This window comes from Acinetobacter sp. BIGb0102, from assembly GCF_003815055.1.
In the GTDB taxonomy this organism is placed as follows: Bacteria; Pseudomonadota; Gammaproteobacteria; order Pseudomonadales; family Moraxellaceae; genus Acinetobacter; species Acinetobacter vivianii.
Window position 1 is genome coordinate 394368 of record NZ_RKQE01000010.1, and the last position, 25331, is coordinate 419698.

General features: G+C 41.4%; 21 protein-coding genes. 9 read left to right on the forward strand and 12 right to left on the reverse strand.

Features of this window, described 5'->3' with window-relative positions:
- The first annotated feature begins 68 nt into the window (after positions 1-68).
- The 6 genes from EC846_RS04555 (at position 69) to EC846_RS04580 (ending at position 11131) form a co-directional block, all read left to right on the forward strand.
- The gene (locus EC846_RS04555) at positions 69-2312 is read left to right on the forward strand and encodes a type I restriction endonuclease subunit R (RefSeq protein WP_123774356.1); all 2244 of its coding nucleotides are present in this window, start codon (positions 69-71) and stop codon (positions 2310-2312) included.
- Positions 2305-6276, forward strand: a complete 3972-nt coding sequence (locus EC846_RS04560) for an N-6 DNA methylase (RefSeq protein WP_123774357.1) — start codon at positions 2305-2307, stop codon at positions 6274-6276. Before EC846_RS04555 ends, EC846_RS04560 begins: the two co-directional genes overlap by 8 nt.
- Positions 6269-7831: an AAA family ATPase gene (locus tag EC846_RS04565; RefSeq protein ID WP_123774358.1), complete on the forward strand. Its 1563-nt coding sequence runs from the start codon at positions 6269-6271 to the stop codon at positions 7829-7831. The genes EC846_RS04560 and EC846_RS04565 overlap by 8 nt, the downstream gene beginning before the upstream one ends.
- 732 nt (positions 7832-8563) lie before the next feature.
- Positions 8564-8800: a VF530 family DNA-binding protein gene (locus EC846_RS04570; protein WP_004961824.1), complete on the forward strand. Its 237-nt coding sequence runs from the start codon at positions 8564-8566 to the stop codon at positions 8798-8800.
- 412 nt (positions 8801-9212) lie between these two features.
- On the forward strand, positions 9213-9764 hold the full coding sequence (locus EC846_RS04575; protein WP_123774359.1) for an RrF2 family transcriptional regulator: 552 nt from the start codon (positions 9213-9215) through the stop codon (positions 9762-9764).
- A 161-nt stretch (positions 9765-9925) separates the two neighbouring features.
- Positions 9926-11131, forward strand: coding sequence for an NAD(P)/FAD-dependent oxidoreductase (locus EC846_RS04580; RefSeq protein ID WP_123774360.1), 1206 nt, complete (start codon positions 9926-9928; stop codon positions 11129-11131).
- Between the two features lie 258 nt (positions 11132-11389).
- Here the strand turns inward: EC846_RS04580 and EC846_RS04585 are convergent, their stop codons facing one another.
- The gene (locus EC846_RS04585; protein ID WP_123774361.1) at positions 11390-12415 is read right to left on the reverse strand and encodes an AraC family transcriptional regulator; all 1026 of its coding nucleotides are present in this window, start codon (positions 12413-12415) and stop codon (positions 11390-11392) included.
- Positions 12416-12541: 126 nt separating this feature from the next.
- Here EC846_RS04585 and EC846_RS04590 point away from each other — a divergent pair, with 126 nt between their 5' ends.
- On the forward strand, positions 12542-13243 hold the full coding sequence (locus tag EC846_RS04590; protein ID WP_123774362.1) for an NAD(P)H-dependent oxidoreductase: 702 nt from the start codon (positions 12542-12544) through the stop codon (positions 13241-13243).
- A 66-nt stretch (positions 13244-13309) separates the two neighbouring features.
- Here EC846_RS04590 and EC846_RS04595 read toward each other — a convergent pair whose 3' ends face one another.
- Positions 13310-14056 carry a TenA family transcriptional regulator gene (locus EC846_RS04595; protein ID WP_004772138.1) on the reverse strand — a complete coding sequence of 249 codons (747 nt, stop codon included), beginning with the start codon at positions 14054-14056 and terminating at the stop codon, positions 13310-13312.
- A 298-nt stretch (positions 14057-14354) separates the two neighbouring features.
- Here EC846_RS04595 and EC846_RS04600 point away from each other — a divergent pair, with 298 nt between their 5' ends.
- On the forward strand, positions 14355-15584 hold the full coding sequence (locus tag EC846_RS04600; protein WP_004772135.1) for a GGDEF domain-containing protein: 1230 nt from the start codon (positions 14355-14357) through the stop codon (positions 15582-15584).
- Positions 15585-15695: 111 nt separating this feature from the next.
- Here the strand turns inward: EC846_RS04600 and aroC are convergent, their stop codons facing one another.
- From aroC to EC846_RS04635, 7 genes are all read right to left on the reverse strand, one after another.
- The gene (gene aroC, locus EC846_RS04605; protein WP_005257576.1) at positions 15696-16787 is read right to left on the reverse strand and encodes a chorismate synthase; all 1092 of its coding nucleotides are present in this window, start codon (positions 16785-16787) and stop codon (positions 15696-15698) included.
- A gap of 13 nt (positions 16788-16800) precedes the next feature.
- Positions 16801-17811 (reverse strand): 50S ribosomal protein L3 N(5)-glutamine methyltransferase, encoded by a 1011-nt coding sequence (gene prmB / locus EC846_RS04610; protein WP_004772132.1) that lies wholly within the window; start codon positions 17809-17811, stop codon positions 16801-16803.
- Between the two features lie 126 nt (positions 17812-17937).
- Entirely contained in the window at positions 17938-19143 is a 1206-nt protein-coding gene (gene trpB / locus EC846_RS04615) for a tryptophan synthase subunit beta (RefSeq protein WP_123774363.1), read from the reverse strand.
- 42 nt (positions 19144-19185) lie between these two features.
- On the reverse strand, positions 19186-20373 hold the full coding sequence (locus tag EC846_RS04620; RefSeq protein ID WP_004772130.1) for a vWA domain-containing protein: 1188 nt from the start codon (positions 20371-20373) through the stop codon (positions 19186-19188).
- Positions 20374-20385: 12 nt separating this feature from the next.
- Complete coding sequence (locus tag EC846_RS04625) at positions 20386-21237, reverse strand: AAA family ATPase (protein ID WP_004772128.1); 852 nt, start codon at positions 21235-21237, stop codon at positions 20386-20388.
- A 35-nt stretch (positions 21238-21272) separates the two neighbouring features.
- Positions 21273-21659, reverse strand: coding sequence for a hypothetical protein (locus EC846_RS04630; protein ID WP_004772126.1), 387 nt, complete (start codon positions 21657-21659; stop codon positions 21273-21275).
- Positions 21652-21957 (reverse strand): YcgL domain-containing protein, encoded by a 306-nt coding sequence (locus tag EC846_RS04635; protein ID WP_005257572.1) that lies wholly within the window; start codon positions 21955-21957, stop codon positions 21652-21654. The genes EC846_RS04630 and EC846_RS04635 overlap by 8 nt, the downstream gene beginning before the upstream one ends.
- 170 nt (positions 21958-22127) lie before the next feature.
- On the opposite strand from EC846_RS04635, the gene EC846_RS04640 reads away from it, so the two are divergent.
- Positions 22128-22862, forward strand: coding sequence for a class I SAM-dependent methyltransferase (locus EC846_RS04640; protein ID WP_123774364.1), 735 nt, complete (start codon positions 22128-22130; stop codon positions 22860-22862).
- A gap of 23 nt (positions 22863-22885) precedes the next feature.
- Here EC846_RS04640 and EC846_RS04645 read toward each other — a convergent pair whose 3' ends face one another.
- From EC846_RS04645 to EC846_RS04655, 3 genes are all read right to left on the reverse strand, one after another.
- Complete coding sequence (locus EC846_RS04645; RefSeq protein WP_123774365.1) at positions 22886-24028, reverse strand: ribonuclease D; 1143 nt, start codon at positions 24026-24028, stop codon at positions 22886-22888.
- Positions 24029-24324: 296 nt separating this feature from the next.
- A complete protein-coding gene (recR, locus tag EC846_RS04650) occupies positions 24325-24921 on the reverse strand; it encodes a recombination mediator RecR (protein ID WP_004772120.1) in 597 nt (198 codons plus the stop codon).
- Between the two features lie 71 nt (positions 24922-24992).
- Entirely contained in the window at positions 24993-25322 is a 330-nt protein-coding gene (locus EC846_RS04655; protein WP_004772118.1) for a YbaB/EbfC family nucleoid-associated protein, read from the reverse strand.
- Positions 25323-25331 lie beyond the last annotated feature (9 nt).

Consider the following 25331-nt stretch of genomic DNA (forward strand, 5'->3'; position numbering starts at 1 on the left):
ATTGTCCCCCCTTGCCAAAACCGTGCTGCGGAATTGATAAAATTAAATAAGTGTTTCAGGACAATCTAATGGAACGTAGCGAAAAGCAGACCTGTGTTGAACTTATAGAACCAGCACTCGTGAAGTCTGGATGGGAATGGAAGCATGAAGTTCGCATAGGCCCGAATGACGACGCCTCTCGCATTTACATTGACTATCTTTTGACATTTCGCAACATCTCTCTAGCAGTAATTGAGGCAAAAGCTGAGTTCAGAGGAGCTGCAGAAGGTATTCGGCAGGCATCGCATTATGCAGACATGCTGTTTATTCGGTTTTCCATTTCGACAAATGGACATGACTGGATCCTCATCGATAACACGACTAGTAAATTTGAAACATTATCTTCTCCCCCATCCCCGGAAGAACTCATAAAACGTGCTGGCTGGTTAATTGATTGGGCACAATGGGGCAACGTTTTATCCTCTCCATACCTGAACGACATGCCTCTGCGCACTCAACAGGAAATGGCCATTGAACACACGTTAATGCATTTCGCTCAGGGTAACCGTCGGGCACAAATCTCAATGGTCACAGGTTCGGGCAGAAGCCGAGTTGCGTTTCAACTTGTATGGAAATTTCTGGAGCAGAACACCGCTCAGCGACGGGTTCTTATTCTGACAGATAGTAAAATTCTTAACTTACAAATGTACGAAATGTTCAATGCCTTTCCTTACTCTGAACGTCAACTGATCGAATATGATTTAGCTAAAAATGATTTTTCAGGGTATGAAAAGATTTACTTTTCGATGGTACAGCGTTTATCTAAAGATAATAAACTCACTCTTTTTAGTCTCCCCCCTGATTTTTTTGATTTGATCATTCTGAGCAATACGTCAGACTTATTAAATGAACAAACTTTTAATATCCTTAAATATTTTAATAATGCACTTCAACTACGCATATCGAATGGAATGGATATTGGAGAAAAGGACGGTATCAAATTGTCGTACTCTGAACGTACAAATGAGTATTTTGGCCCTCCAGTTTTCGCCTATACCTTAACGCAGGCAATGGGTGACGGATATCTGGTATCTGATCACATCATCCAGCGTCTGCCTGATGACACAGGGAAAGGATATACATCCCCGCAGCGGAACGTCCCAATAGCATTTAGCCAAGGCTTCAATTTACGACTGCATTCACGCACACGTGAAATTATAGAAGACTTATGGAATTTACTCGGTGAGCGCAAGGCTAGGGACGAAAAAACGGTCATATTTAGTTCCGATATTACCCATGCTTCGATGATAGTAAATGAGCTAAAACGTTTATCCGGTAGCTCAGACTATGTAACCAGCTTAACGACTGTTCAGAAAAACTCAGCGCAAATAAGAAATGAGTTTTCAAAAATTGGAGAAAGTTATCCTAGAATACTTGTCGTGGTTGATATGTTTGTGGGATTAGATGTCCCAGATATTCAAAACATTGTTTTTGTCCGTCATATCAATAATATTATCCATTACAGACAGATGAAAGGTATTGGCTCAAGACCCTGTGCACAAATAGGTAAAACCCACCTCACCATTTATGATTATTCAGGTGCGACTCTTTTGGAAGAAAGCTTGCAAGATAAGCTATTCGGTAAACATCCCAAAGAATCAAATACAGTTAATAGGCTATCCCGTGACTTTGCTACTATCACTTCAAGAAATCCTTTCTGGAAATTGTCGTCTTTTGGTTCAATTACTGGTAATGAAGTTCATATGGCCGACGGCAGCTCACTTTCTGTTGCAGAATATCTTGATCTCGCAAAGATAGCTATTCTGTCTGTCTGCCATAACGATATGGATGAACTTTATCACCTTTGGATTAACAAAGAAGCCCGTATTTCACTTCGTAACCAATTACAGAGTCAATACGTCAATATTCCTGTTTTGACTCAATACTTGCACCTCTCCGATTCTGATGAAATAGATATTATTGCGAAATTGGGATTTCAGCTCACTGAAATCCCAACCAGAGCAGAACGCGTTGAGCAGTTACTGGAAAAGAAAAATGAGTGGCGACAGGCATCTGGAAATATACAACAAACCGATTTTATGCCCCAATTCTGGCAGGCTGTATTAGATCACTACAGCCATAGGGGGGTTGATGAACTTGAGCAGGCTGACACCTATAATTCGCCCCTTTTTGTCGAACTATTTGGTGGATTTATAGAAATTGTTCGACAGTTTGGCAGCGCACATGCGTTTCGAACAGAGCTGGAAGGGCTAAAAAAACAGCTTTACACCCTTGGCGCAGAAGACGAATACACTGTGGTGGGCGATGAATAAAAAACCAGATAATTACGAGACAAGCTTCAGAACAACGAATTGGATGACAGAACTCAAACATTTTCTGTCAGCTCAATCATTACGGGAAGTCTTCTCCGTTTTTTTATTACTGCGCTGGCAAGATGTAAAAGATGAAGAAAATCAGTTTATCGCAGAATTTGAAGGAAGTGAGTATGTTCCTTTTCTTCCCCCCGCTCTACAAATGCGCAACTGGGGAGACCTGATTAATCCTGCTGAAGTGACAGAAAACATCAATGCACTGGCCTCGCATATCGAATGGAACAATATTGAAGCGTTTAATGCTGCTGGTTTTAGTTATTTAAAACACCTCGACAAACCATTACGGCACATTCAGAGTATTGATGTATCCCTCCTGATGCCTGTCATTCAATGGCTGTGTTCTCTTCAACTTACCCCGTTGTCGGCTCCCAAAATTCTGTCTGAAATTTTTGAACGCATTCTGACTGAAACCTCAGATCGGCACGACATAGAATACTCTTCGGCCGAATCTCTTTCCCGCTTGATAGCGGAACTGATTAATCCAAAACCTGGTGAATCGATATATGATCCCTGTTTTGGAACGGGCAATTTCCTTATTTCCGCGTGGAACCTGTTCCAGCTGCGTCAGAATAAACAGCAAAATTTGAGTAACACATTACGGGTCAGTGGTAATGATGTAAATATCAGCGCGTTTCTCACGGGTCTGACAAGAATAGTGCTTTCTGGGATTTCGTCGACGCAACTGGCACTTGGGAACAGTCTTGACGATAATGCAGATCAAGATAGAGCATTTGATATTGTTGTCGCCCACCCTCCGGTTGGTATCAAAACGCACTCAAAAGCCCATTATTACCGTCATTTGCCGTTCAAATCACCTGACATCACAGGTCTGTTCGTTCAGCAAGCAATATCCCGCTTAAAAACCAATGGGCGCGCAGTAATTGTTGTTCCAGAAAGTTTTTTATTCAGGGCTGGTGCTGATCGGGATTTACGTAAGCATCTGCTGAGAAAAGGTATGGTTCAGGCTGTTGTAGGCTTGCCTACAGGCCTTATTATCCCTGGATCCAACATTAGAGGATGTCTTTTAGTACTGAATAAAAATGGCGATTTTCATCATGTGCAAATGGTAGATGCAACAAACCTAGCAGGACTAAGAGCAACCAGTAAAGCATCCTCTCCACTTCAACTGGATACTGAAAAACTCACCAATTTTATTCTCGGACGATATCATCGAATAAGAGAGGATTCTTCATCACATACCTACCTTGACGAAACGTCGATCCAGTTGAATGAAGACACGGAAGATTATGCTGGATGGCAAATTTCAGTCACTGAGCTGGCCGAAACTGACTGGGATCTCACGCCGCGTCGCCGAGATAGAAATGAATTACTTAACGCCTTGAAACCGTTTATAAAAGACTCTGACACGAATTATGTCGATCAGCTTTCCACAATGTCCTCTATTTTTACAGGACGGACTATTAAGACAGTCGATTTATCTTCAGCACCGCATAATGATCAAGCCAAGGGGTACATCCGAATTAGCGATCTTGCTAATGGCAGGATCGTCCGGGTGTCGCATTGGTTAAAACCAGATGTCCCTTGTAATCCACACTTGAACCTCCAACCTGGCGATATCCTTATTTCACGCTCCGGAACCATTGGTAAAAATGCAATTGTCAGCGAGGCTGCAGCGAGTGCACTGGCAGGACAGGGGCTTTATGTCATTCGCCCTGATAAAAACTATTTAGACTCTGATTATCTACTTGCATATATAAATAGTAGCGCCTGTCAAAATTGGTTTTCAGCGCACGCTCGCGGTACTGGAATTCAAAACATTAATCGTGATACCGTTTTGAAATTGCCCATTCCTGTACTCCCGCTACCTATACAGAGACGCGCAGTAGCCAGATACCAGCAGTCAGGCATGGATATTCTTACCTTTATCTCTACTCTCGCCAACGACAGCGAGATGGATATCTTTAGCAGCCTGATCCTTGAGATTGAAAGCCAACTCCCACGTTTCGTACCTGGAGCAGAGGTCACGCCTTCGCTGGATCTTCTTGAACCCACTGTCGATTTGGTTCGTAATGCCCAGAAATACCCTCTAGCCTCTTATTCTGACGAGCGTGAGGCGAGAAGCATTCCCCTTTTCCTTCAAGCTGTCACTTTACTTGAAGACGTAGGGAAAATCCCTCCAGGGCCAGGACTACTCAACGTTTTACAGGAATCAGAACGTGTATTATTTTTAGTTAATGAAAATCTGGCTAATAATGACACGCCGTTATGGTACGCGGCTGAACGTTTACGCGTATGGCTAAAAGCCGCAATAGCTGATCTCTTAGTACCAACGGAACTGAAGCTTCTAAACTCCCCCGTGTCACTTCCTGCAGATAGTTATCATTCATTTTTTATTGAAATAGAAAACCCGGGCGTTTTACCACTGAGAGGCCTCCAGATCCAAACCCAACCTGACTGGGGATCCGAATACCTGGCCTATCTTCCTGAAAAGTCGAGTTTCTTACTAAACCTGCACGGCAACACCCCTAAGATTGAAGGTCGCTTTAATATACGTCTGCAATGGCAAGCCACTGGCTTATCTGGCCAGGAAAACAATGGTGTCATAGAACTCGCATTTACAGTTTCAGAAACTCGTGAGGTAAGCCGGCTTACGGAACAGGATCTCGGGAGTAGTCCCTATGTAACTGGTAGTCCTTTAGAGCCAGAGAGTGGGCATAATGTGTTCTTTGGCCGCGACGTTATTCTTGAACGTATTCGTCGACAAATATCAACTCATGGAAATGTCGTATTACTTGAAGGGAACCGACGCGCCGGTAAAACATCCATATTAAAACATCTGGAAGGCAAGGATATTATTCCTGGCTGGTTATCAGTGTACTGTAGCCTGCAAGGTGTCGGTGGAGCATCAAATGTCGCTGGTGTTCCTTCAGTCGAGGTCTTTAGAGGTATGGCTAGAAGTATTGCTACAGCCCTTAATAAAAACAGTATCGATCTGCCCTTACCTGACGGAAACATGATACCAGGTGGTGCTCGACAGTTAGGTACTGGACGTCTTATATCAAAAGCCTGCCGTGAAGGGATCAGTGAAGCAACTCCTTTTGTCGATTTTTCAGTGTATCTGGATGACATAGATAAAGTATTGGCCCCACTGAAATTGGGTCTCGTTCTAATGCTAGATGAGTTCGATAAGCTTCAAGAAGGAATTGATAGCGGTATAACCTCGCCCCAAGTGCCCGAAAACATACGTTACCTGATACAAAACAATCCTCGTTTCTCTGCCATTCTAACTGGATCCCGACGACTCAAGCGATTGAGAGAAGAATACTGGTCCGCATTATTTGGCCTAGGTACCAGCATCCCAGTCACAGCTCTTGATAAACTCAATGCTAGCAAAGTTGTTATCGAACCTGTCCGTGACAGACTTGTTTTTGCACCTGATGCGGTTGACCTAGTATTGCAACTCACTGCCATGCATCCCTATCTGTTGCAGTGTTTGTGTAATAAGGTTTTTGATTTCGCTATTGAAACTCGCAGTAAAAATATCACCGCCAGTTTTATTGACAACTGTGCTAAAGAGCTGGCTCGTGACAACGAACATTTTGCAACTTTATGGGATTATGCTGGGCAAGGTCCTGCTACCGGACATTATCGCCGACAATTAGTGTTAATGCTTTGCACCCAGTCCTATCGTAATAGTGAATCCCTTAGCTTTGGTTCATTACAGGAACTACTCACACAAAATGGTGTCGATATGCATGAGGAAGCTCTGGATAAAGATTTAGCCTATCTCAGAGAGCTGGAGTTAATTGATTATTCAGGACAACTAGATGGAGGGGAATATCGACTCGCCATCCCACTCATGGCTGAATGGATAGCTCAGCAGCAAGATATTAATGTCGTGTTAAGTCACGCCAGGACAGAAGCAGAGGAAGAAAATGTCTGATATATGTTTCCCTATCCTTGGGACTAATATTCCCCCAGCAATTGGAAGGCATAAAGTTCTAGGAAAAATGAAAGCGTCGCTAACAAAACTTCTTCCAGACCATTTACAAGTAACTGGAGCACGTTTTTCAGGCAAAACCGTGGTCCTGCATGAGCTTGTCAACATATTAAGTCAAGACAAGAACACCTATATTTCCGTACTAATATGGGATTTAGGTCATAAGACCCCTGCTACAGATGAACAGTTTTTATCTGCTTTCGCGAAGAAGCTTGCATCTGGTCTAGCAGAAAATTATCCAGAGTATGCGGAACTTTTACAAACATCAAAAGATGACTTGTATGCTGACATTACCGACGTACTTGAGATGTTAAAAGAAGAGAAAAAACGTGTCTTGATGATCATGGATGGGTTTGATAAACCACTCGAAAATGGGAAGTTGACGAGGAATTTATGGGACCAATTGCGTGAACTTGCTCAACTATCCAGTCTTCGGTTGGTAACCGCCAGTCGTCGCAGATTAAGAGAGTTAATCAGAAATCCGCAAGCGCAGACCAGTGATTTTTGGAATATCTTCAACTCTGAACCCATCCACATCGGTTGTTTTGATGACAATGACCTCAAAGAGCTGCTGCATAAGTTACCTGATATGAGTTTCGACCAAGGTGCAAAATCTGAACTCTGGAATGAAAGCAATGGCTATCCAGTTTTACTATTGGGGATACTCAATATCCTTAATAATACATCCTTCAATGGAAACGTCAGTTCAAAAAACGTGTGCGATGCGGCCATCTTGGCTTTAGCTGTTTTACGGGACCAGTTAGAATCATTATGGAGTGACTGCCCCGCCTCATCAAAAGATCTCTTCCTTCGTATCATAGAAGAAAATACCATTTCTAGATCTGGGATCGCACAAAGCGACATCGACCATTTGATTGAAAAAGGCTTTATTACCCAAGCTGGAAATAAAATACAGAGCCCCTGTCGGTTGCTGACCAATTACTTGAAAGATCAGCCGAATGAAGGCAATGCATTAATGCGCCTCTTCGGTACCCCTGATAACTATCTCTCAAATATGAAATCGGTTTTTGAGCGGCGAATAGATCATATTACAGGTATTGACCCTGAGTTAAAACGTTATCTTGAGCGGGCTATCGGTGACCTACCCGCTTATCCGAAAGTCTTTATGACCAATATCCGAGGGATCGTCGATCGTGTCTTTGAGCTTATCTGGGATGCTGAGTTACCATGCAGAAAAATCCGTACTGACTGGTTAGATTACTGGGAGTCAAATGATGAAAAAGTCGATGTCCTGAGAACGGGCTTCCCTCAGGGAGGAAGACGAGTTCATTTGTTGAAACTAATGACTGGCACTGAAAAATGCTTACCTAAAACATTAAAAATCAGCAAAACAACGTTTTATTTAGTCAATTCTGTACAAAGTTTTGGTGATTTTGGACAGCACCAGAATGGTGCAATTATCGACCCTGGGACAGCCTATGCGATATTTTTGCTATGCTTGGAACTTGTCGTTACAGTTACAAAGGAGCTAAATTAATCAGTGATTATAGCTAATATACCTGATTAGTTCCCACATGAAGAACTTAAGGGGCAGCACATTTGTACTACCAATTATACATATGCGTGAAATAATGATTCAAGGCGGTAGATTAGCTACTTCTCTTCTTTTTTTATTAATCCTTAGGCCTCTTAAAAATGGGAATATATTTTCTTTATTACTATAGTTTTAAACTTTTCAAACTAATGGATGCCACTTCACTATAGATAAAATAATTTTTTGAAGAATATATGAGAGTTTATTTTATTTCTGAAATATTTGCTTCAAGTGTTTGAATAAATTAATTATAAATGTGACAACTTATATGTCGTTGACAGTTGTCATTCTTTGTCATTAAAACCTTTAAGCTATTGATTATTATATTACAGAAATGGCAACTTATATGTCGCATGACGGCTACGCAAGTCATTGTTTGTTGCCACAGCTAAGCAACGTGAATTATGATCGTAGAGATTGACGTTGCTGACTTAGAGTTCTTATTCCATAAAAAGAAAGGTCTAGATTTTATTTAAGACACTAAATCAAATGGCAGAAGATTTTTCAAGCTGGCTGCCTAGAACCTCTTAAGTTAAGGTCTCCTGCTATTTCAGTACACATCAATAAGAAGATAAGCTTTTATTTTCTATGTTAATTACGTTTAAATTCCAACCCTCTCATTTTTCAACTAGCTCAGGTTATAATGATGGTCTCCTAAAATATAGTTGATCTATTATGAACGCCTCCAATGACCCTCTACACGGCAAAAAACTTGCTGACATTTTGGATGAGTTATTGGATTACTACGGTGGCTTTGAGGGCTTAAGTCGTAAAATTGAAATTAGATGTTTTTGTATAGATCCAAGTGTTAAATCATCATTGCGATTCTTACGTACCACACCATGGGCACGTGAAAAAGTAGAAAACTTATATTTGTATGTCTTACGCCAAAAAGCTAAACAGAAATCGTAACTATCAGAACCCTAGTCTCAGCATTTTAATTAGTGGCGGACTGCCGCCACTCTCCTAGAAAAAATTTAGTCAATTCTTAAGACCTTTATTAGCAAAATTTGCATTTATAGTTAGGTTTTTAATTACGCTCAAAACTCTCAATTGATGTCTTAAAATCAATTTGTTGACTAATTTTCATTGCTTTATATGAAAAAATTATTGGTGGCATTCGTAAGTTTTTCTAATAATTTTTAAATTATTTACAGCCCCTAATATTGCTTTAAAATTACTTAAATTCAGTTATATAGCACCTATTCCTCCCACCTAAATCACTTTCATAAAAAACTAAGACTAACTTTGTCTTAGTTTTATTATTGACTTAAAACACAGACTACATTAGTCTGTGTTTGTAATTGATCAATTATGAAATTAAATGGCTTATATCACTAGTAGCGTCGAGTATGCGATTCACTGTCTTCTTTTTCTTGTGAATAATGAAGACAAACCTTTGAGTAGTAAGGATCTTGCCGAATTACAAGGAGTCTCTCCAAGTTTTATGGCCAAGATTTTTCCTAAACTTGAAAAGGCTGGACTTGTTGTAGCACAAGAAGGTGTTCGCGGCGGATATTTACTGGCCCAATCTGCTCACGAAATCAGTTTTTTAGATATTGTGAATGCAATTGAGGGTGAAAAACCACTTTTTGAGTGTCAAGAAGTTCGTGGTAAATGTGCAGTCTTTAACAATACCCCACCCGATTGGGCAACCAGTGGTGTGTGTGCAGTTCATGCAGTTATGCTACAGGCTGAAAAAGCCATGCGAGATGCTTTAGGTGCACATACACTTGGTGATATTGCAGATCGTTTTGGCCGTTATGCACCCGATGTATTTTTTAGTGATGTAAATGGCTGGATCAATGAACGCATTGAAGGAAGAACAGCAAAAATGCGGAAAAGTAAGATATCACGGGATACACCGCCAGACTAATGAGCTGAAAGGGTCTCAAATCCTAGAGCAATAACACCCCTTAATCGTTTTAAACGCCTTCTTAGATTTTTCGGACAGTCAGAGAAAGGATTCGCTCACCCAAAATTTGGGAGTGAGCTAGAACTTGTATGTCCGAAAAAATCGATCAAAAGGATAATCAAATGAGTAAGCGTATTATTATTGCAGGTTCTGGTTTTGCTGGTTTATGGGCTGCACTTGCCGCACAACGGGCAATTCACTTGGCTTCCCAACAACAAAACATTGAAGTGATAATGGTTTCCCCTAGTCCAAATGTGGATATTCGTCCTCGTCTTTATGAAGCTGTACTTGAAAATATGTACCCTGATATTTCAGAAGTATTAAGCGTAGTTGACGTTAAATATGTGGCTGGCTGGGTAAATGAAATTGATGCTGCTGCCCAAAATCTTGTAATTACCACAACTCAAGGCGATAAACAGACTTTAAGCTATGACCGTTTTATTCTGGCAACTGGAAGCACCACGTTTATGCCGCCTATACCAGGTCTTACCGAGTATGGATTTAGCGTAAGCACATTAGAAGATGCGGAAAAATTAGATCAACATCTTAAAAACTTAGCCCATAAACCTGCAAATGCAGCACGTAATACTGTAGTTGTTGCTGGTGGCGGCCTGACTGGGCTTGAAACCGTGACTGAAATGCCTGAACGTCTGCGTAGCATTTTAGGTGAAACTGATATTCGTGTGGTTTTAGTCGATTCATCAGCAGAAATTGGTGCAGCATTGGGTGATGAAGCTGCGGCTGTCATTCGTGAAGCTCTCGACGAACTCGGTGTGGAAGGTAAAGCTGAGCTACGCGTTACTGCACTTGATGCTTCTGGCGTAACACTTTCTAACGGCGAAAGAATTGAAGCAGAAACTGTTATTTGGACTGCAGGCATGCGAGCAAACTCACTTACCTCTCAAATTGCAGGTGAAAAAGATAATTTAGGTCGTATTTTAGGTGATGCTTATTTACATGCACCTGAAGCAAAAAATATTTTTGTGACTGGAGATACAGTCAAAGTTCCAACTGACGATTTAGGTAATTTTAACGTAATGTCGTGTCAGCATGCGATGAGCCTAGGCCGTGTAGCGGGTTATAATGCTGCCGCAGAACTGGTTGATTTACCATTACACGCTTATAGTCAGCCGAAGTATGTGACTTGTGTTGACTTAGGTCCATGGGGAGCGCTTTATACTGAAGGATGGGATCGAAAAGTTCAATTTGTGCGTCACGAGGCGAAAAAAATTAAACAAGAAATTAATACTGTATGGATTTATCCGCCAGTTGCAGATCGTGAAGCAATTTTTGCAATAGCAAACCCTGATTTTGTGATTGTTCCTTAATATTAGGTTTTCTAGAACAAACTCCTTGATTTACCCCCTAAAAGCAAAACCAGCGACGGCTTTGCTTTTAGGGGTTATTCTTTAGTCATTAGGTATGACTTTCTAACTCTTCTATTATCGTCAAAGCTATTTTTTAGCAGAAAACGAGATCTGTCCTGTAATTTCAGAATATAAGGAAATCATAATTCTGGTATGTAATACCACACTGATCTTATTAAACTTTTCTCTATTCTAAATTAGAAGCTTTAGTTCATAAACTTAATTTACGATTAGTGCTTTGCTTACTTCCCGATAAAATTTTGGTGTCACATTCGTCCAGCGTTTAAATGCACGTGAGAAATGAGAAATATCAGCATAGCCCAAACGATCCGCCACCTCTTGAATAGATAACTTTGGCTGTTTTAATAAATGCTCAGCATGTTGTCTACGCACCTCTGCCAATAATGTCTGAAACGTTGTTTGTTGCTGTCCTAGCTGCCTTTGTAATGATCTCTCTGAAATATGCAGTTTTCCTGCAATTTGTTTGATTGATAAAAAACCATCCTGTTCGTCATAAATCATGGCTTTAATCACAGCATCCAGACGATCCTTCCTCATTCTTTTTTGTGCCAGTTTCTGAGCATCTTGCTGGCATTGTTGTCTGCTTAAACGTGCAAGCAACGGATCTGAGGTTTTTAACGGTATACCCAAACATTCTTTCTTAAAAATCAGGCAATCTGCTTCCGCAGCAAAATCCACGCTTAAATACTTATTCGGATGGATATTTCTATAAAAATCAGGTTTATCTTGCTGAAACTTATAGCGAATCTCCAAATTAACTTGAGCCAGACTCTCCAGAATCTGTGCGAATCCAAATATCAAAAAGCAAATCGCGTGTGGATTCAATCGCTCTGGTCGTAATGGCTGAGAAAAATATAAGTACGCCATTTCGCCGTCAATCTTAAGTCTAGGCTTAAAAACGGCGCAATGTAGACCAATAAATTGCTCTAAAATCTCTATCGCTTCCGATAATGTCTGTGCTGCGGTTGCAGCGATTCCCACATTACCATAACAAGATGCTCGCATGTCCTGAGCAAGATATAAACTCATTGCAGGTTCCTTGGTTAAGGTCGCCGCTTTTTCGAGTAAATAATTGAAAATATTCATATCTACATACCAGAACGGAGCTTCAAGTTTTTGCACCTGAATACCTGTACCTGCCAGCATTTGCTCAGGAGAAATATTCCATTTTTTCACCACATCGATCAATAAGTTGACATAGCTTCCTGGTAATTCTGGGCTCATTCTTATGTTCTCATTACATGAATTTGGCGTGAAATGGTAAATATTGGCAGCTAATGAACTATGCCAGTTTTAAGCATTTCGGCATAGTTCATTTATCTAAAATATATTGATTAATGTGATATCCCAATGAATATACTGATTGTGCATGCTCATCCAGAAAACTTGTCATTTACCAGTGCACTCAAGGACAAGGCACAAGAAACTTTTGAAAAACTCGGCCACAACGTTGAAATCTCTGATCTGTATGAGATGAATTTTAATCCAGTTGCATCTCAAGATGATTTTCAAAGCTTAAACCAGCCTGATTACCTGAATTATGCTTTGGAACAACGCCATGCATTTAAACAGCAGCAATTTTCACAGGATATTCAGACTGAAATTGAAAAAGTACAACGTGCAGATCTACTCATTTTGAGCTTTCCCTTATACTGGACTTCGGTACCAGCCATTTTAAAGGGCTGGATTGATCGTGTATTTGTCTCTGGACTGTTTTATGGTGGCAAACGCTTTTACAACCACGGCGGCATGCGTGGCAAAAAAGCCATGCTTTGTTTAACTTTGGGTGGCCGTGATCACATGTTTGGTGAAAACACTATTCATGGGCCAATTGAGCATTATCTTTCATCCATCCAGCGTGGCACGTTGGCCTATGCGGGATTTGAAGTTCTACCGCCCTTCATTGCCTATCACGTACCTTATATCAGTCACGAAGCCCGACAAAAACTGTTAACTGATTTTGAAAGCCACATCACTCAGCTTGACCAGCTAAAAGCACTCGAATTTCCATTACTCGAAAATTTTGATGACAAGATGCATCCATTAAAATAAATAGGCCATAAAAAAAACTGCTATGCGTACCCCAACGTCATAGCAGTTTTTATCTATAGAATGGCTTTAGTTTTTGTGCTGTAGCTTATAACACTCATCTAAAGCCAATTCGTAATAGGCCAGACCTTCCTGAGCAGCCAGAAAAGCCTTTTGTTGTAGTACAGGATCTTTATCACATAAACGCTTAATCAGTTCCATCGCCTCATACGGATGCAAATCATCATAATGTGCATGTGCTCTTAACCACGCTAAAGAACGTTTATTGATATTCACTTCAGGATGCTGGGTATAAACCTGTATTCCTTTATACACCTGAATAGTCCAGTCGCCTGTTGCCCATTCAATTGCGAGATTGGTCGCAGCAATACTTTCAGCCAGCGTGCCTCGGAAGTTGACATCCCATAAAAAGTGATTTACTGCGTTCATGGCCACAGGCGGTTTGACATTGTTGAGCATCTCAACCGTCAGACCAAATCCCCCTGCCCAGTCCTGATACCAATTCAAATGCCGTTCTTCCACCTTGATATTCTGGATCAGCCAGTCTCGGGTTTCAGTTACTCCATCCAGTTCAAATGAGGTTGCTTTCGCCAATGATCCAGCCATATAAGACGGAAAATGAGCCACCAAGGGATAGAAATTCAATAAGGCTGAACGAAAACATTCCAGACTTAATGAACCATTTGCCATATCCATAAATAATGGATGTTTACTCACTCTTTCTTTCGAAGGTAACAGGTCATCCCAGAACTGTTGCGCCCATTCGGAGTGAGGTGTGATTTCTAGTTTTGTTCCATATTGATTCATAGCAGTCATTGCGATGCATCCTATTTCGTATGACTTAATTCAACCATTGACCATGATTGATGCTTTTTTATAAATTGTATCTCAATGCCACCAAGATACAATCGATTGCCGTTTAATTTGTAACAGCTTTTTATTTCTTGAATCTAATTTAAGCTTGAATCATTATATTAGGCAATGCTTATTATTTAAAAATTAATATTTTTTTTATAATCTAATACACATTCTATTTAAATCAGTGTAACGTAGTAAAAAAATAATCCCTATTTTGACATTTATAAGAACATTTTTGGGAGTGGTGAGAGATAAGATGAAGTTGAAAGCTTCCAATATATTGGGACAAGAACAAATCGACTTGTTAATTTCTCGCGGGCTAAATTTAGTTTGGTTTCCTAAAGAATTAGAAGTGATCTATCGTGATCAGTACAGAAATGAGGCTGCGCATGAGTTTCGTTATCGCGCCCCTATTATTTTAGGTTTATATCTATTTCTAAGCTTCGGTATCTATCAGGTTCTACCTACAGATCTGCGTATCACCTGGATGGCAACCTACGGATGGGTTGGGATCATTATTACCTTGGCATGGATGCTGTCTTTCCTGCCGATGATGAATAAATGGTTTGACCACTATGTCTGTATCGGCTCCATGGGCGCTGTCGCTATTTCGTTTACGATCATTAACGTACTGGAACAAGGACAAAATAACGTTCTGTTCCATGCCGCCATGATGTATGCCGTTGTGATCATTTACGGTTTCGTCGGTATGCGCTTCTATACAGCGATTATTGCGGGCTGGGTGGGCGGTTTGATCGGGATTATTGCCAGTACATGGCTCAGTGGTGCCATCGACTGGACATTCCTGAACCGTACCTATACCTTCAGCAGTTTTCTGGGGATGGCGCTTGCTTATGCAACTGATCGGCAACACCGTGAAAACTATCTGCAAAACTGCATGATCGAACTCAACCGTTTAGAACTGATGCGACAAGCCCAACAACTGTCGATTCTCTCTCAACAGGATGCTTTAACAGGTCTGGCAAATCGCCGTTATCTGGATGAGGTGCTTGAGAATGAATGGAAACGTGCGACACGGCATGGACTGCCAATCACCATCATGATGATCGATATCGATTTCTTTAAGCTCTATAACGATACCTTGGGGCATATTCAGGGTGATCAGTGCTTACGGCGCATCGCGATTATGCTTGGTTCTATCGCCTCACGCAGTGGCGATCTTGCTGCACGCTATGGTGGTGAAGAGTTTCTGTTACTGTTTGCCATGACGGATCGTGAACAGGCCTTGGTTCAGGTACGCAGACTCATGGAGCTCATCAGTAATATCGGGATTGCTCACCCAAGAAGCCATGTATCCAAGCAAGTCACTATTAGTGTGGGTGTTGCCACCATGACGCCAAGTCTAAATGACAGTCTATCCGAGTTTATTGCGCAGGCCGATCATGCGTTATATATTGCGAAAAGTAATGGTCGAAATCAGTATCATATTGCGACATCAGATAATATGATTTCTGAAACTTTATAATTGATTAACTATTATTGAATGAATGTTAAATTAATTTAATTTTATTCTATTTAAAATGTGATCTAAGCCACACATATAATAAATTATCCGTGTGGCTTAATCTTTTTTATATTAGGGTTCGATTGGCTTAAATGGTGCAACCACATCGGCATTTTGAGCACGATGTCTTAAAAAGTGATCCATTAACACAATCGCCAACATCGCTTCAGCAATCGGCGTTGCACGTACACCCACACACGGATCATGACGACCTTTGGTTAATACATCAGTATTTTCACGTTCAATCGTAATGGTTTTACCTGGTGTGGTAATACTTGCAGTCGGTTTCAATGCAATCGCAACACGAATCGTTTGACCACTCGAAATCCCACCTAAAATACCGCCTGCATGATTGGCAAGGAAACCGTCTGTTGTCAGCTCATCACGAGTTTCATGACCAAACTGCCCAGCAACAGCGAAACCATCACCAATCTCAACGCCTTTAACCGCATTGATGCTCATCATCGCATGGGCAATATCTGCATCTAAACGATCAAATACAGGTTCACCCCAGCCGACAGGTACTTTTTCAGCCACAATTTCAAGTTTTGCGCCACAACTGGTGCCTTGCTCACGTAAAGCAGTGACCAGCTGTTCAAAACGCGGAACAGCATCAACATCACCACAGAAAAATGGATTATTCGGTACTTCCGCCCAATCCAGTTTTTCTGCAACTTCATTACCAATTTGAGTAACATGGCCACGAATATCAATGCCAAATTTTTCAGCAAGATACTTCTTGGCAATCGCCCCCGCAGCAACACGCATTGCAGTTTCACGCGCGCTTGAACGACCACCACCACGATAGTCACGGAAGCCGTATTTTTGCGTATAGGTATAATCAGCATGGCCTGGACGGAATGTTTGAGCAATATTGCCGTAATCTTTTGATTTCTGATCTGTATTACGAATCAACAAACCAATCGATGTTCCTGTCGTTTTACCTTCAAAAACACCAGAAATGATTTCGACTTGATCTGGCTCTTTACGTTGCGTTGCAAACTTTGATGTCCCCGGTTTACGGCGATCAAGATCTTTTTGCAAATCAGCTTCACAAAGCTCAAGACCAGGTGGCACCCCATCGACAATTGCCATCAAGCCAACCCCATGTGACTCACCACATGTTGTCACTCGAAACAGTTGCCCAATACTATTCCCTGCCATGTTTCATCGCCTCTTAATTTTGAACGGATTGCTGAAATAATTCTTTATAACGACGGCATTGTTCAGCAGTTAAGGCAAAAATACCAGAACCACCTCTCTGGAAAGTCAACCAATGGAAATCAACCGTGTTGAAGTTCTGGCGCATTGCCCACTCAGAATTACCTACTTCAATCACGATTAGACCATCTTCAGTCAAATAATCAGCCGCTTGAGCTAACATTTTACGAACCAGATCCAGACCATCCTGACCAGCAGCCAACGCAAGCTCAGGCTCATGCAAGAATTCTTCTGGTAAATCCGCCATATCTTCAGCATCCACATACGGCGGATTGCTCACGATCAGGTCATATTGATTCTCAGCAGGAATTTTTGAGAATAAATCAGATTCAAGTAAAGCCACCTGATATTGCTTGTCATGATGCTCGGTATTAATTGAAGCGACTTCTAACGCTTCTTTTGAGATATCCGTTGCATCTACTTCTGCATCTGGATAAGCATAAGCCAATGCAATTGCGATACAACCTGAACCTGTACACATATCAAGAATGCGTTGCGGTGTTTTTGGATTATTATTTTCTGGTAAGTTGTTTAACGCTTCCAGCATACGACCATTCTCATCTAGGCAGTATGGTGCAAAACGCTGTTCAATCAACTCGGCAATGGGTGAACGAGGAATCAGTACACGCTCATCGACATAGAATGGCTTATTGAAGAAATAGGCCAAGTTCAATAAATACGAGGTTGGAATACGGTCATTGATACGACGTTCTAATAAACTTAAGAATTCTGCTTTTTCACTTGGCAGTAACTTCGCATCCAGAATCTCAGCGTCGGCTTTCCACTCAAGTGAAAGTGTTTGAAGTACCAATGCAGAGCTTTCTGCAAAATAATCTTGAGTCCCTTGACCTAAGTGTGCGTCATATTGACGAAGTGCGGTTACCCCAAAACGAACAAAATCTCGAATGGTTACTAAATTTTCAGCCGCTTCTTGTAAATGTTCAGGGCTGATTGTAGGTCGCTCCACTTAGGCGTCTCCAAAAGTGCTAATTGCAAAACGCTTTATTCTAACGGGATTAGGCAAGATTTAACAATAAAAAAACCGCCTCTCTACAAGAAGCGGTCTTTTAAAGCATTAACTTGGGTAAAAAGCTTATAGTCCTAATTTTTCAGCGACATAGTCTGAGTCTTTATCACCACGACCCGAAAGGTTGACCACGATCTTGGTATTCCTATCCATTTTAGGTGCTTCACGTAACGCCCAAGCCACCGCATGTGAACTTTCCAACGCAGGTACAATACCTTCCACCCGTGAAAGGGTCATAAATGCATCTAAACATTCTTGATCGGTCGCCGTTTCATATTGCACACGTCCCAGTTCTTTCAGGAAACTATGTTGTGGCCCCACACCGGGATAATCCAGTCCTGATGCAATCGAATGCACAGGTAAGGGTTCACCTTGCTCATCCTCTAGCACATAACACGCCATGCCATGAATCTGTCCCGGTTTACCCAAGGTCAGCGTTGCAGAGTGCTTATCGGTATCCAAGCCATGACCTGCTGGCTCTACACCCACCAGTTTGACATCAGTTTCGTTTAAAAATGCGGTAAATGCACCAATCGCATTCGATCCACCACCGACACAAGCCACCACATAATCTGGATTCTGTCCAAAACGTTCATTGGATTGAGCTTTGATTTCATTGCCAATAATTGACTGAAAATCTCGAACCATTTTCGGGAAAGGATGTGGACCAACGACTGAACCAATCGCATAGATATAGTTTTTCGGATCTTTTAAATATTCCTCAAAGGCACTATCGACTGCATCTTTTAAGGTTGCTGTGCCTTGAGTCACTGAAACCAGTTTTGCACCCAGAATTTTCATTTTAACGACATTGGGATGCTCTTTTTCGATATCCACTTGTCCCATATGAATTTCACACGGAATACCCACCAATGCACAAGCAGTTGCTAAAGCGACACCATGCTGTCCTGCACCTGTCTCAGCAATAACCTTCGTTTTACCCATGTATTTGGCAAGTAGCGCTTCGCCTAAGCAGTGATTGATCTTATGCGCACCAGTATGGTTCAGGTCTTCACGTTTTAAATAAATCTGTGCGCCACCCAATTGTTGAGATAAACGCTTGGCATGAAATAATGGACTTGGACGACCCACATAATTTTTAAATAAATCGTTCAGCTCATCTTGAAACTCGGCGGTATGGCGAATCTCTTCATAAGCCGCATTAATCTCATCCATCGCCTCTTTTAAGTGAGGAGGAATGAACTGACCGCCAAAATTTCCAAAGAAACCTGCTTCATTGGGTAAAGCTACCCCATTGATTTGATGTTCCATCATTATTCCTGTTTTTATAAAGTTGTTGTCTTCATATAAATATTAACGCGATAAGTAGCGCGTCATGTCTTCGATACCTTTCAGCGTCATCGGAAACATATGATTTTCAAAAATGTCTTTAATCCAGTTAATAGTTTGGGTGTAATGCCAATAGCCTTCCATTTCCGGATTCAGCCAAGCGGTTTTATCAAAATGCTGACGTAAACGTCTCAGCCACACTTCACCCGCCTCATCATTCATATACTCTACCGAGCCACCAACTGACTTTAACTCATACGGTGCCATACTGGCATCACCCACCACAATGACGCGATAATCACGTCCATACGTATGGAACAGATCCCACGTATTCATACGGGTTGCGCTACGGCGATGGTTGTCTTTCCAGACATAATCATACAGGCAATTATGGAAATAGAAGTATTCGAGGGTTTTAAACTCTGATTTGGCCGCACTGAATAGCTTTTCGCATTCAGCAATATAGGCATCCATCGAACCGCCAACATCAAACAGCATCAACACTTTAATGCGGTTACGACGCTCAGGCACCAGTTGTACATCCAGAATACCCTGTTTGGCTGTTTCACGGATAGTACCATCGACATCTAGCTCTTCAGCAGCTCCTTGACGGGCAAACTTACGTAAACGGCGTAAAGCGATTTGCATTTGGCGGGTTCCCAGAACCTGATCATCATCCAGATTCTGGTATTTACGCTGTTCCCATACTTTCACCGCAGAACGTTTACGCCCTGGGCCACCAATACGAACACCTTCAGGATGATCACCAAACGCACCAAAAGGCGAAGTACCACCTGTGCCAACCATACGATTGCCACCCTGATGTTTCTTATGCTGTTCACGTAAACGTTCTTCCAGCATTTTCATCAGTTCTTCGAGCGAACCCGCTTTTTGCAATTCCGCACGTTGCTCAGGCGTTAGATGCTTTTCCAACAGTTCAAGATCAAACCAGTCTTTGGGTAATTTGTGAACTTGTTTCAGCAATTCATCTAAATCAAAGGTTTCAATGCCATCAAAGTAATCTTTCATGGCACGATCGAACTTATCAAAGAAGCGTTCATCTTTGACTAAAACTGTTTTAGCCAATTGATAGAACTCTTCCTGATCTGCAAACACAAGACCTGAAGCTACTGCCTGATTAAGATCAATGAGCTCACGTGTTGTTACAGGTACGCCATATTTGCGTAAGGTGTAAAACAGTCGCACAAACATTGCTAAGTACTCTTAACGGCGTGACATAAAGGCTAAACGTTCAAGCAATTGCACATCTTGTTCATTTTTAATCAAGGCACCGTACAACGGTGGAATGGCTTTAGATTTATCATGATTACGCAATACATCTTCAGGCATATCATCTGCCATCAACAAGCTTAACCAGTCAATCAGTTCAGAGGTTGATGGTGGCTTCTTCAAATTCGGGATTTCACGTAATTTAAAGAACACCTGCAATGCTTCACTCACCAATGTATTGGAAATACTTGGAAAATGTACAGCAATGATATCGCGCATGGTCGCTTCATCAGGGAACTCGATATAGTGGAAGAAGCAACGGCGCAAAAAGGCATCTGGTAATTCTTTCTCATTATTCGAGGTAATAATCACGATTGGGCGTTGTGTCGCAGTAATGGTCTCGCCTGTCTCATACACATAGAACGACATTTTATCGAGTTCATGCAATAAGTCATTTGGGAACTCAATGTCTGCTTTGTCAATTTCATCAATCAACAGAACACAACGCTCCTCACTGGTAAATGCTTCCCACAATTTACCGGGCTTAATATAGTTTTTAATGTCGTAGACACGATCATCACCCAACTGACTATCACGCAAACGCGAAACCGCATCATATTCATACAAACCTTGCTGGGCTTTGGTGGTCGATTTGATATGCCAGGTAATCAGCTTTAAACCCAGACTTGCAGCCACTTGTTCTGCAAGCAAAGTTTTACCTGTACCCGGCTCACCTTTGACCAGCAATGGTTTTTGTAGAGCACGTGCAGCTTTCACTGCAAGTTTTAAGCTATCGGTCGCGATATATTGATCTGTACCAGCGAAGTGTTGTGTATCAGCAGACATTTAAAAACCTTATTTTTCTATATTTAACTTAGTATCTAAACTGAACGTGCAGTTTTATTTGCAGTGTATTTTGACCAGCAGAAGCCAATCAGTAGCCCTGTACCAATGACAAATAAAATCAATGATAGATTTGACCAGATCAAGACATGTTCTTTAGTGAGCACACCAAAAAGCAAGCCAAAAATTGCAGGTGCAAGGGCTGAATTTGGACCTTCTGAAATGGTTGGCGTTGCAAGAACTGCAAAAGCCACGATCCACAGGATTCCACCAATTGGATTTGGCAGGCGTGACATCAAACGATACCAGCACCACAATGCAATTAGCGTCCCCGTAACATAAACAATGATCGCTACATTTTCTTCAGGAAACTGATCCAGTACCGAAAGAATGTTCGACCAAATTGCTGTTAAAGTTTCAAGCACCGCGTAAGCCCTCTGGTTCTACCGCATTTGGATTGATCAACCCTTCTGGCGGCATTTGAATGAAGAAGCCTTTGGTATTTAATGAGTCTATAACATGTAAAACGTTTGCACGTGCAAGTTTTCGCTCATTATGAAGTTCTAAATGCATCACAAACGTGGCTTTGCCAAACGCATGTAAAACGCTTTCTGGAACACCTTCAAATGGGTTCTCTTGTTCCTTGTCATCAGGATAATTTGGACGAGCAATATACATATACATTTCATCTTTCTTGCTCGATCTATAAATATCGCAGTGCATGTTTACTCACATCTATTAACAATCAAAGACAGCATACATGAAAATAAAAATGGATACATTAAGGATTGTTAACGCCAGAGTCGTCTTTTCAATCCCTTGTACGCCAAGCAACTTCTAGTCATAAAATCAACGTGCCATAATTACAGCCTAAAGCTGATGTGAAATGTGATATGCAACAAAACAAATATGATGACCCGCACTTCTTCAACGAATATTCAAAAATGCCCCGCTCGCGCGATGGACTCAGTGCGGCTGGAGAATGGTCTGCCTTTAAAGCCCATCTTCCAGAACTCAAGAACAAGAGGATTCTGGATTTAGGCTGTGGTTACGGCTGGCATTGTCAATATGCCTCGGAACAAGGTGCATCCACAGTAGTCGGAATTGATCTCTCCGCCAAAATGCTAGAACAAGCGCAACGTTTGTGTGCAGCAGAAAATATTTGCTATCAACAAAGTGCTATTGAAACATTTGATGCCGAAGCCGCTTCATTTGACCTGATCATAAGTTCGTTGGCTTTGCACTATATACAAGATCTTGATGCTGTATTTGTGAAAGCGGCACACTTACTCGCGCCACAAGGTGAGCTGTATTATTCCGTCGAGCATCCAGTATTTACTGCCCGTGCTCAACAAGACTGGATTTATGATCATGAAAAACAGCCCCTTTACTGGCCTGTTGACCATTATTTTGAAGAAGGTCAAAGAGAAACACAGTTTCTAGGTGACCATGTGGTGAAATATCACCGTATCATCGAGACCCATGTCATGGCCTTACTCAAAGCAGGTTTCGAAATCACTGCCCTGATCGAGCCCGCACCAACCGCTGAAATGATTGAAAAAATGGGCTGGCAGGATGAACTAAGACGTCCCATGATGCTGATCGTCAAGGCCAAAAAAAAGAGCTAATCACTTAGCTCTTTCTTAAAATACTAACGGGCAATTTTCATTTGTGTTGCCAGATAATCAATATCTTCCCGCAGCAATGCAATCAATGGTTGAGTCAGAATGTCATAACGCCAGCCCATTAAATAATTCGGCAAGCTCTGCTCATCCAGATGAAAGACCACATGCTCATAGATCGCATTCATCCATTTCTTGCGTAACAACACTTCTTTCGGGATTCCAGTCTGAAGCACTACATTTGCAATTAAAGCATCTATCTTCGGGGCAACTTCTTTTGAATTATTCTTGATTGGCCGTGCCATACGTAAAGGCCATTCATTTTCAGGCGGCAAAAATTTCAGCAAGTCCAGAATGGTTTTACCATGCTCACGAACCACATTCGGACGTATATCTTTAATCTTGGCAAGTTGGAACGTATTACGTGGATTCTTTTCGACCAGATCAATCATGGTGCCATTACGGAGAATAAAGCTACGCGGCTGATTCAATGCCTTGGTAATCTGTTCTCGCCAGATACTCAACTGCTGGAGCTGCATCAACTCACGGCGTGAATGACGGTAATTACCAATATCCGTATAGAGTTCTGCCAATGGTGTTTCCATTGCAATCTCTTTAGTCAGATTCTGACAATCTTCCAATACGTATTGATAAAGCCCCTTCACTTTCAGATCATTTTTCAATGTATCCGCCAGCTTGGTGAGATACAAAACATCATTTGCCGCATAACTCATTTGCTCTTGCGACAATGGTCTTGCCAACCAGTCAGAACGGGTCTGATCTTTTTCAATATCGATATTGAGACAGGTTTTTAATGCATTCTGATAACTGACTTGTAAGCCATGTCCAAGAAATGCCATGGCAATCTGGGTATCAAACACATTATTTAACGGTTTTTGATCTGCATAATGATAGATCAGATCAATATCTTCACCGCAGGCATGAAAAATATTCTGTTGTGCCGCAAAAATCTTTGGCCAAAAACTTGTCAGGTCCAAAGCAGCGCCGTCGAGTAACAGAATCTGGCCATTTAAATTGATTTGGCAAACACCAAGTTTCGGATATAAGGTATCGACCTTGATAAATTCGGTATCAAGTGCATAGACAGAACACTGTTCCATCTGGCTTAGGAGAACAGCTAAATCTTGTTGCTGCTGGATAAACTGAAACATGTGTGCTCAAGTAAAATAATATAGAACCATACGCAATAGAACTGTCTAAGATCAGCTATTGCTTAACTAAAAACAAAATACAAAAAATAAATCTAATTGGTATTCCACATATAAAACATGAAATTACTCCTCTCTCCATTTCATCAAAAAACGAAAATCCTTTTCGCCAGCTCATAGTGCCACAAATCATCGCAAATAGATCTACGATAATGTTAGACAAAATGTAAAATTTAATTATTTGTTTAAATTAACAGCATGAATTTAAAATAAATATAAGAAAATGCCTAAGGAGGCTGTTATTTCATGCGCATACGGTTATGGACAGCCTGACTTAAAGTATGACTATCGACATATTCCAGCTCACCACCTTGTGGTACGCCTTGTGCAATTCGGGTCATATTAATCGGTAAATGTTTGGTCGCTTCAACCAGATAATGTGCGGTTGCTTGCCCTTCTACCGTCGCATTGGTTGCCAGAATCACTTCCTGAATCTGTCCTTCGCTCAAACGCTGAATCAGGTAAGGAATCCCGATTTCTTCTGGGCCAATTCCATCTAAAGGTGACAAATGCCCACCCAAAACGTGATATTTACCACGGAAGCTGCCACTTTGTTCAATCGCCATAACATCTGCTGGTGATTCAACCACACATAACAATTGCTCATCCCGTTCTACAGAGGCGCAAATATCACAGACATCATGTTCTGTTAAAGAGTGACAAATACGACATTCATGAATATGGCTGGATGCTTCATGTAAAGCATAAGACAGTGCAAAGGCACCTTCGCGATTTTTCATTAATAAATGCAATGCCATACGCTGTGCTGATTTTGGGCCAACACTCGGCAGAATACGTAATGCTTGAACCAGTTGTTCAAATCGTTCACTAAACACAAATTAACTCGATTATTTGTAGAAAAAAAGATTCCCCAAGCATTCCGATTGAGTGCTTGAGGAATACTCAATTAGAATAAGCCAGATAAACCTGGTGGTAAGCCCATACCTGAGTTTGCACCTTGAAGTTTTTCTTCTGAAATTGCTTCCGCCTGACGTGCAGCATCATTCATTGCCGCAGCAATCAAATCTTCAATCATGTCTGCTTCGTCTTGTAACAAGTCAGGGCTAATTTCGATACGCTTAACGACATTACGGCAAGTCATCGTTACTTTAACTAAACCACCGCCTGCTTCCGCATGAACTTCAGTATTTGCAAGCTCTTCTTTGGCTTTTTTAAGATTAGTTTCCATATCTTTTTGCATGCGCTGAGCTTGCTGCATGAGCATATTAATGTTCATAAGTTTCTC

Bases quoted from the DNA above. Each gene is read 5' to 3' on its own strand.
- EC846_RS04555 (WP_123774356.1), top strand. From the start codon at position 69: ATGGAACGTAGCGAAAAGCAGACCTGTGTTGAACTTATAGAACCAGCA.
- EC846_RS04560 (WP_123774357.1), top strand. From the start codon at position 2,305: ATGAATAAAAAACCAGATAATTACGAGACAAGCTTCAGAACAACGAAT.
- EC846_RS04565 (WP_123774358.1), top strand. From the start codon at position 6,269: ATGTCTGATATATGTTTCCCTATCCTTGGGACTAATATTCCCCCAGCA.
- EC846_RS04570 (WP_004961824.1), top strand. From the start codon at position 8,564: ATGAACGCCTCCAATGACCCTCTACACGGCAAAAAACTTGCTGACATT.
- EC846_RS04575 (WP_123774359.1), top strand. From the start codon at position 9,213: ATGGCTTATATCACTAGTAGCGTCGAGTATGCGATTCACTGTCTTCTT.
- EC846_RS04580 (WP_123774360.1), top strand. From the start codon at position 9,926: ATGAGTAAGCGTATTATTATTGCAGGTTCTGGTTTTGCTGGTTTATGG.
- EC846_RS04585 (WP_123774361.1), bottom strand. From the start codon at position 12,415: ATGAGCCCAGAATTACCAGGAAGCTATGTCAACTTATTGATCGATGTG.
- EC846_RS04590 (WP_123774362.1), top strand. From the start codon at position 12,542: ATGAATATACTGATTGTGCATGCTCATCCAGAAAACTTGTCATTTACC.
- EC846_RS04595 (WP_004772138.1), bottom strand. From the start codon at position 14,056: ATGACTGCTATGAATCAATATGGAACAAAACTAGAAATCACACCTCAC.
- EC846_RS04600 (WP_004772135.1), top strand. From the start codon at position 14,355: ATGAAGTTGAAAGCTTCCAATATATTGGGACAAGAACAAATCGACTTG.
- aroC (WP_005257576.1), bottom strand. From the start codon at position 16,787: ATGGCAGGGAATAGTATTGGGCAACTGTTTCGAGTGACAACATGTGGT.
- trpB (WP_123774363.1), bottom strand. From the start codon at position 19,143: ATGGAACATCAAATCAATGGGGTAGCTTTACCCAATGAAGCAGGTTTC.
- EC846_RS04620 (WP_004772130.1), bottom strand. From the start codon at position 20,373: ATGTTTGTGCGACTGTTTTACACCTTACGCAAATATGGCGTACCTGTA.
- EC846_RS04625 (WP_004772128.1), bottom strand. From the start codon at position 21,237: ATGTCTGCTGATACACAACACTTCGCTGGTACAGATCAATATATCGCG.
- EC846_RS04635 (WP_005257572.1), bottom strand. From the start codon at position 21,957: ATGCACTGCGATATTTATAGATCGAGCAAGAAAGATGAAATGTATATG.
- EC846_RS04640 (WP_123774364.1), top strand. From the start codon at position 22,128: ATGCAACAAAACAAATATGATGACCCGCACTTCTTCAACGAATATTCA.
- EC846_RS04645 (WP_123774365.1), bottom strand. From the start codon at position 24,028: ATGTTTCAGTTTATCCAGCAGCAACAAGATTTAGCTGTTCTCCTAAGC.
- EC846_RS04655 (WP_004772118.1), bottom strand. From the start codon at position 25,322: ATGAACATTAATATGCTCATGCAGCAAGCTCAGCGCATGCAAAAAGAT.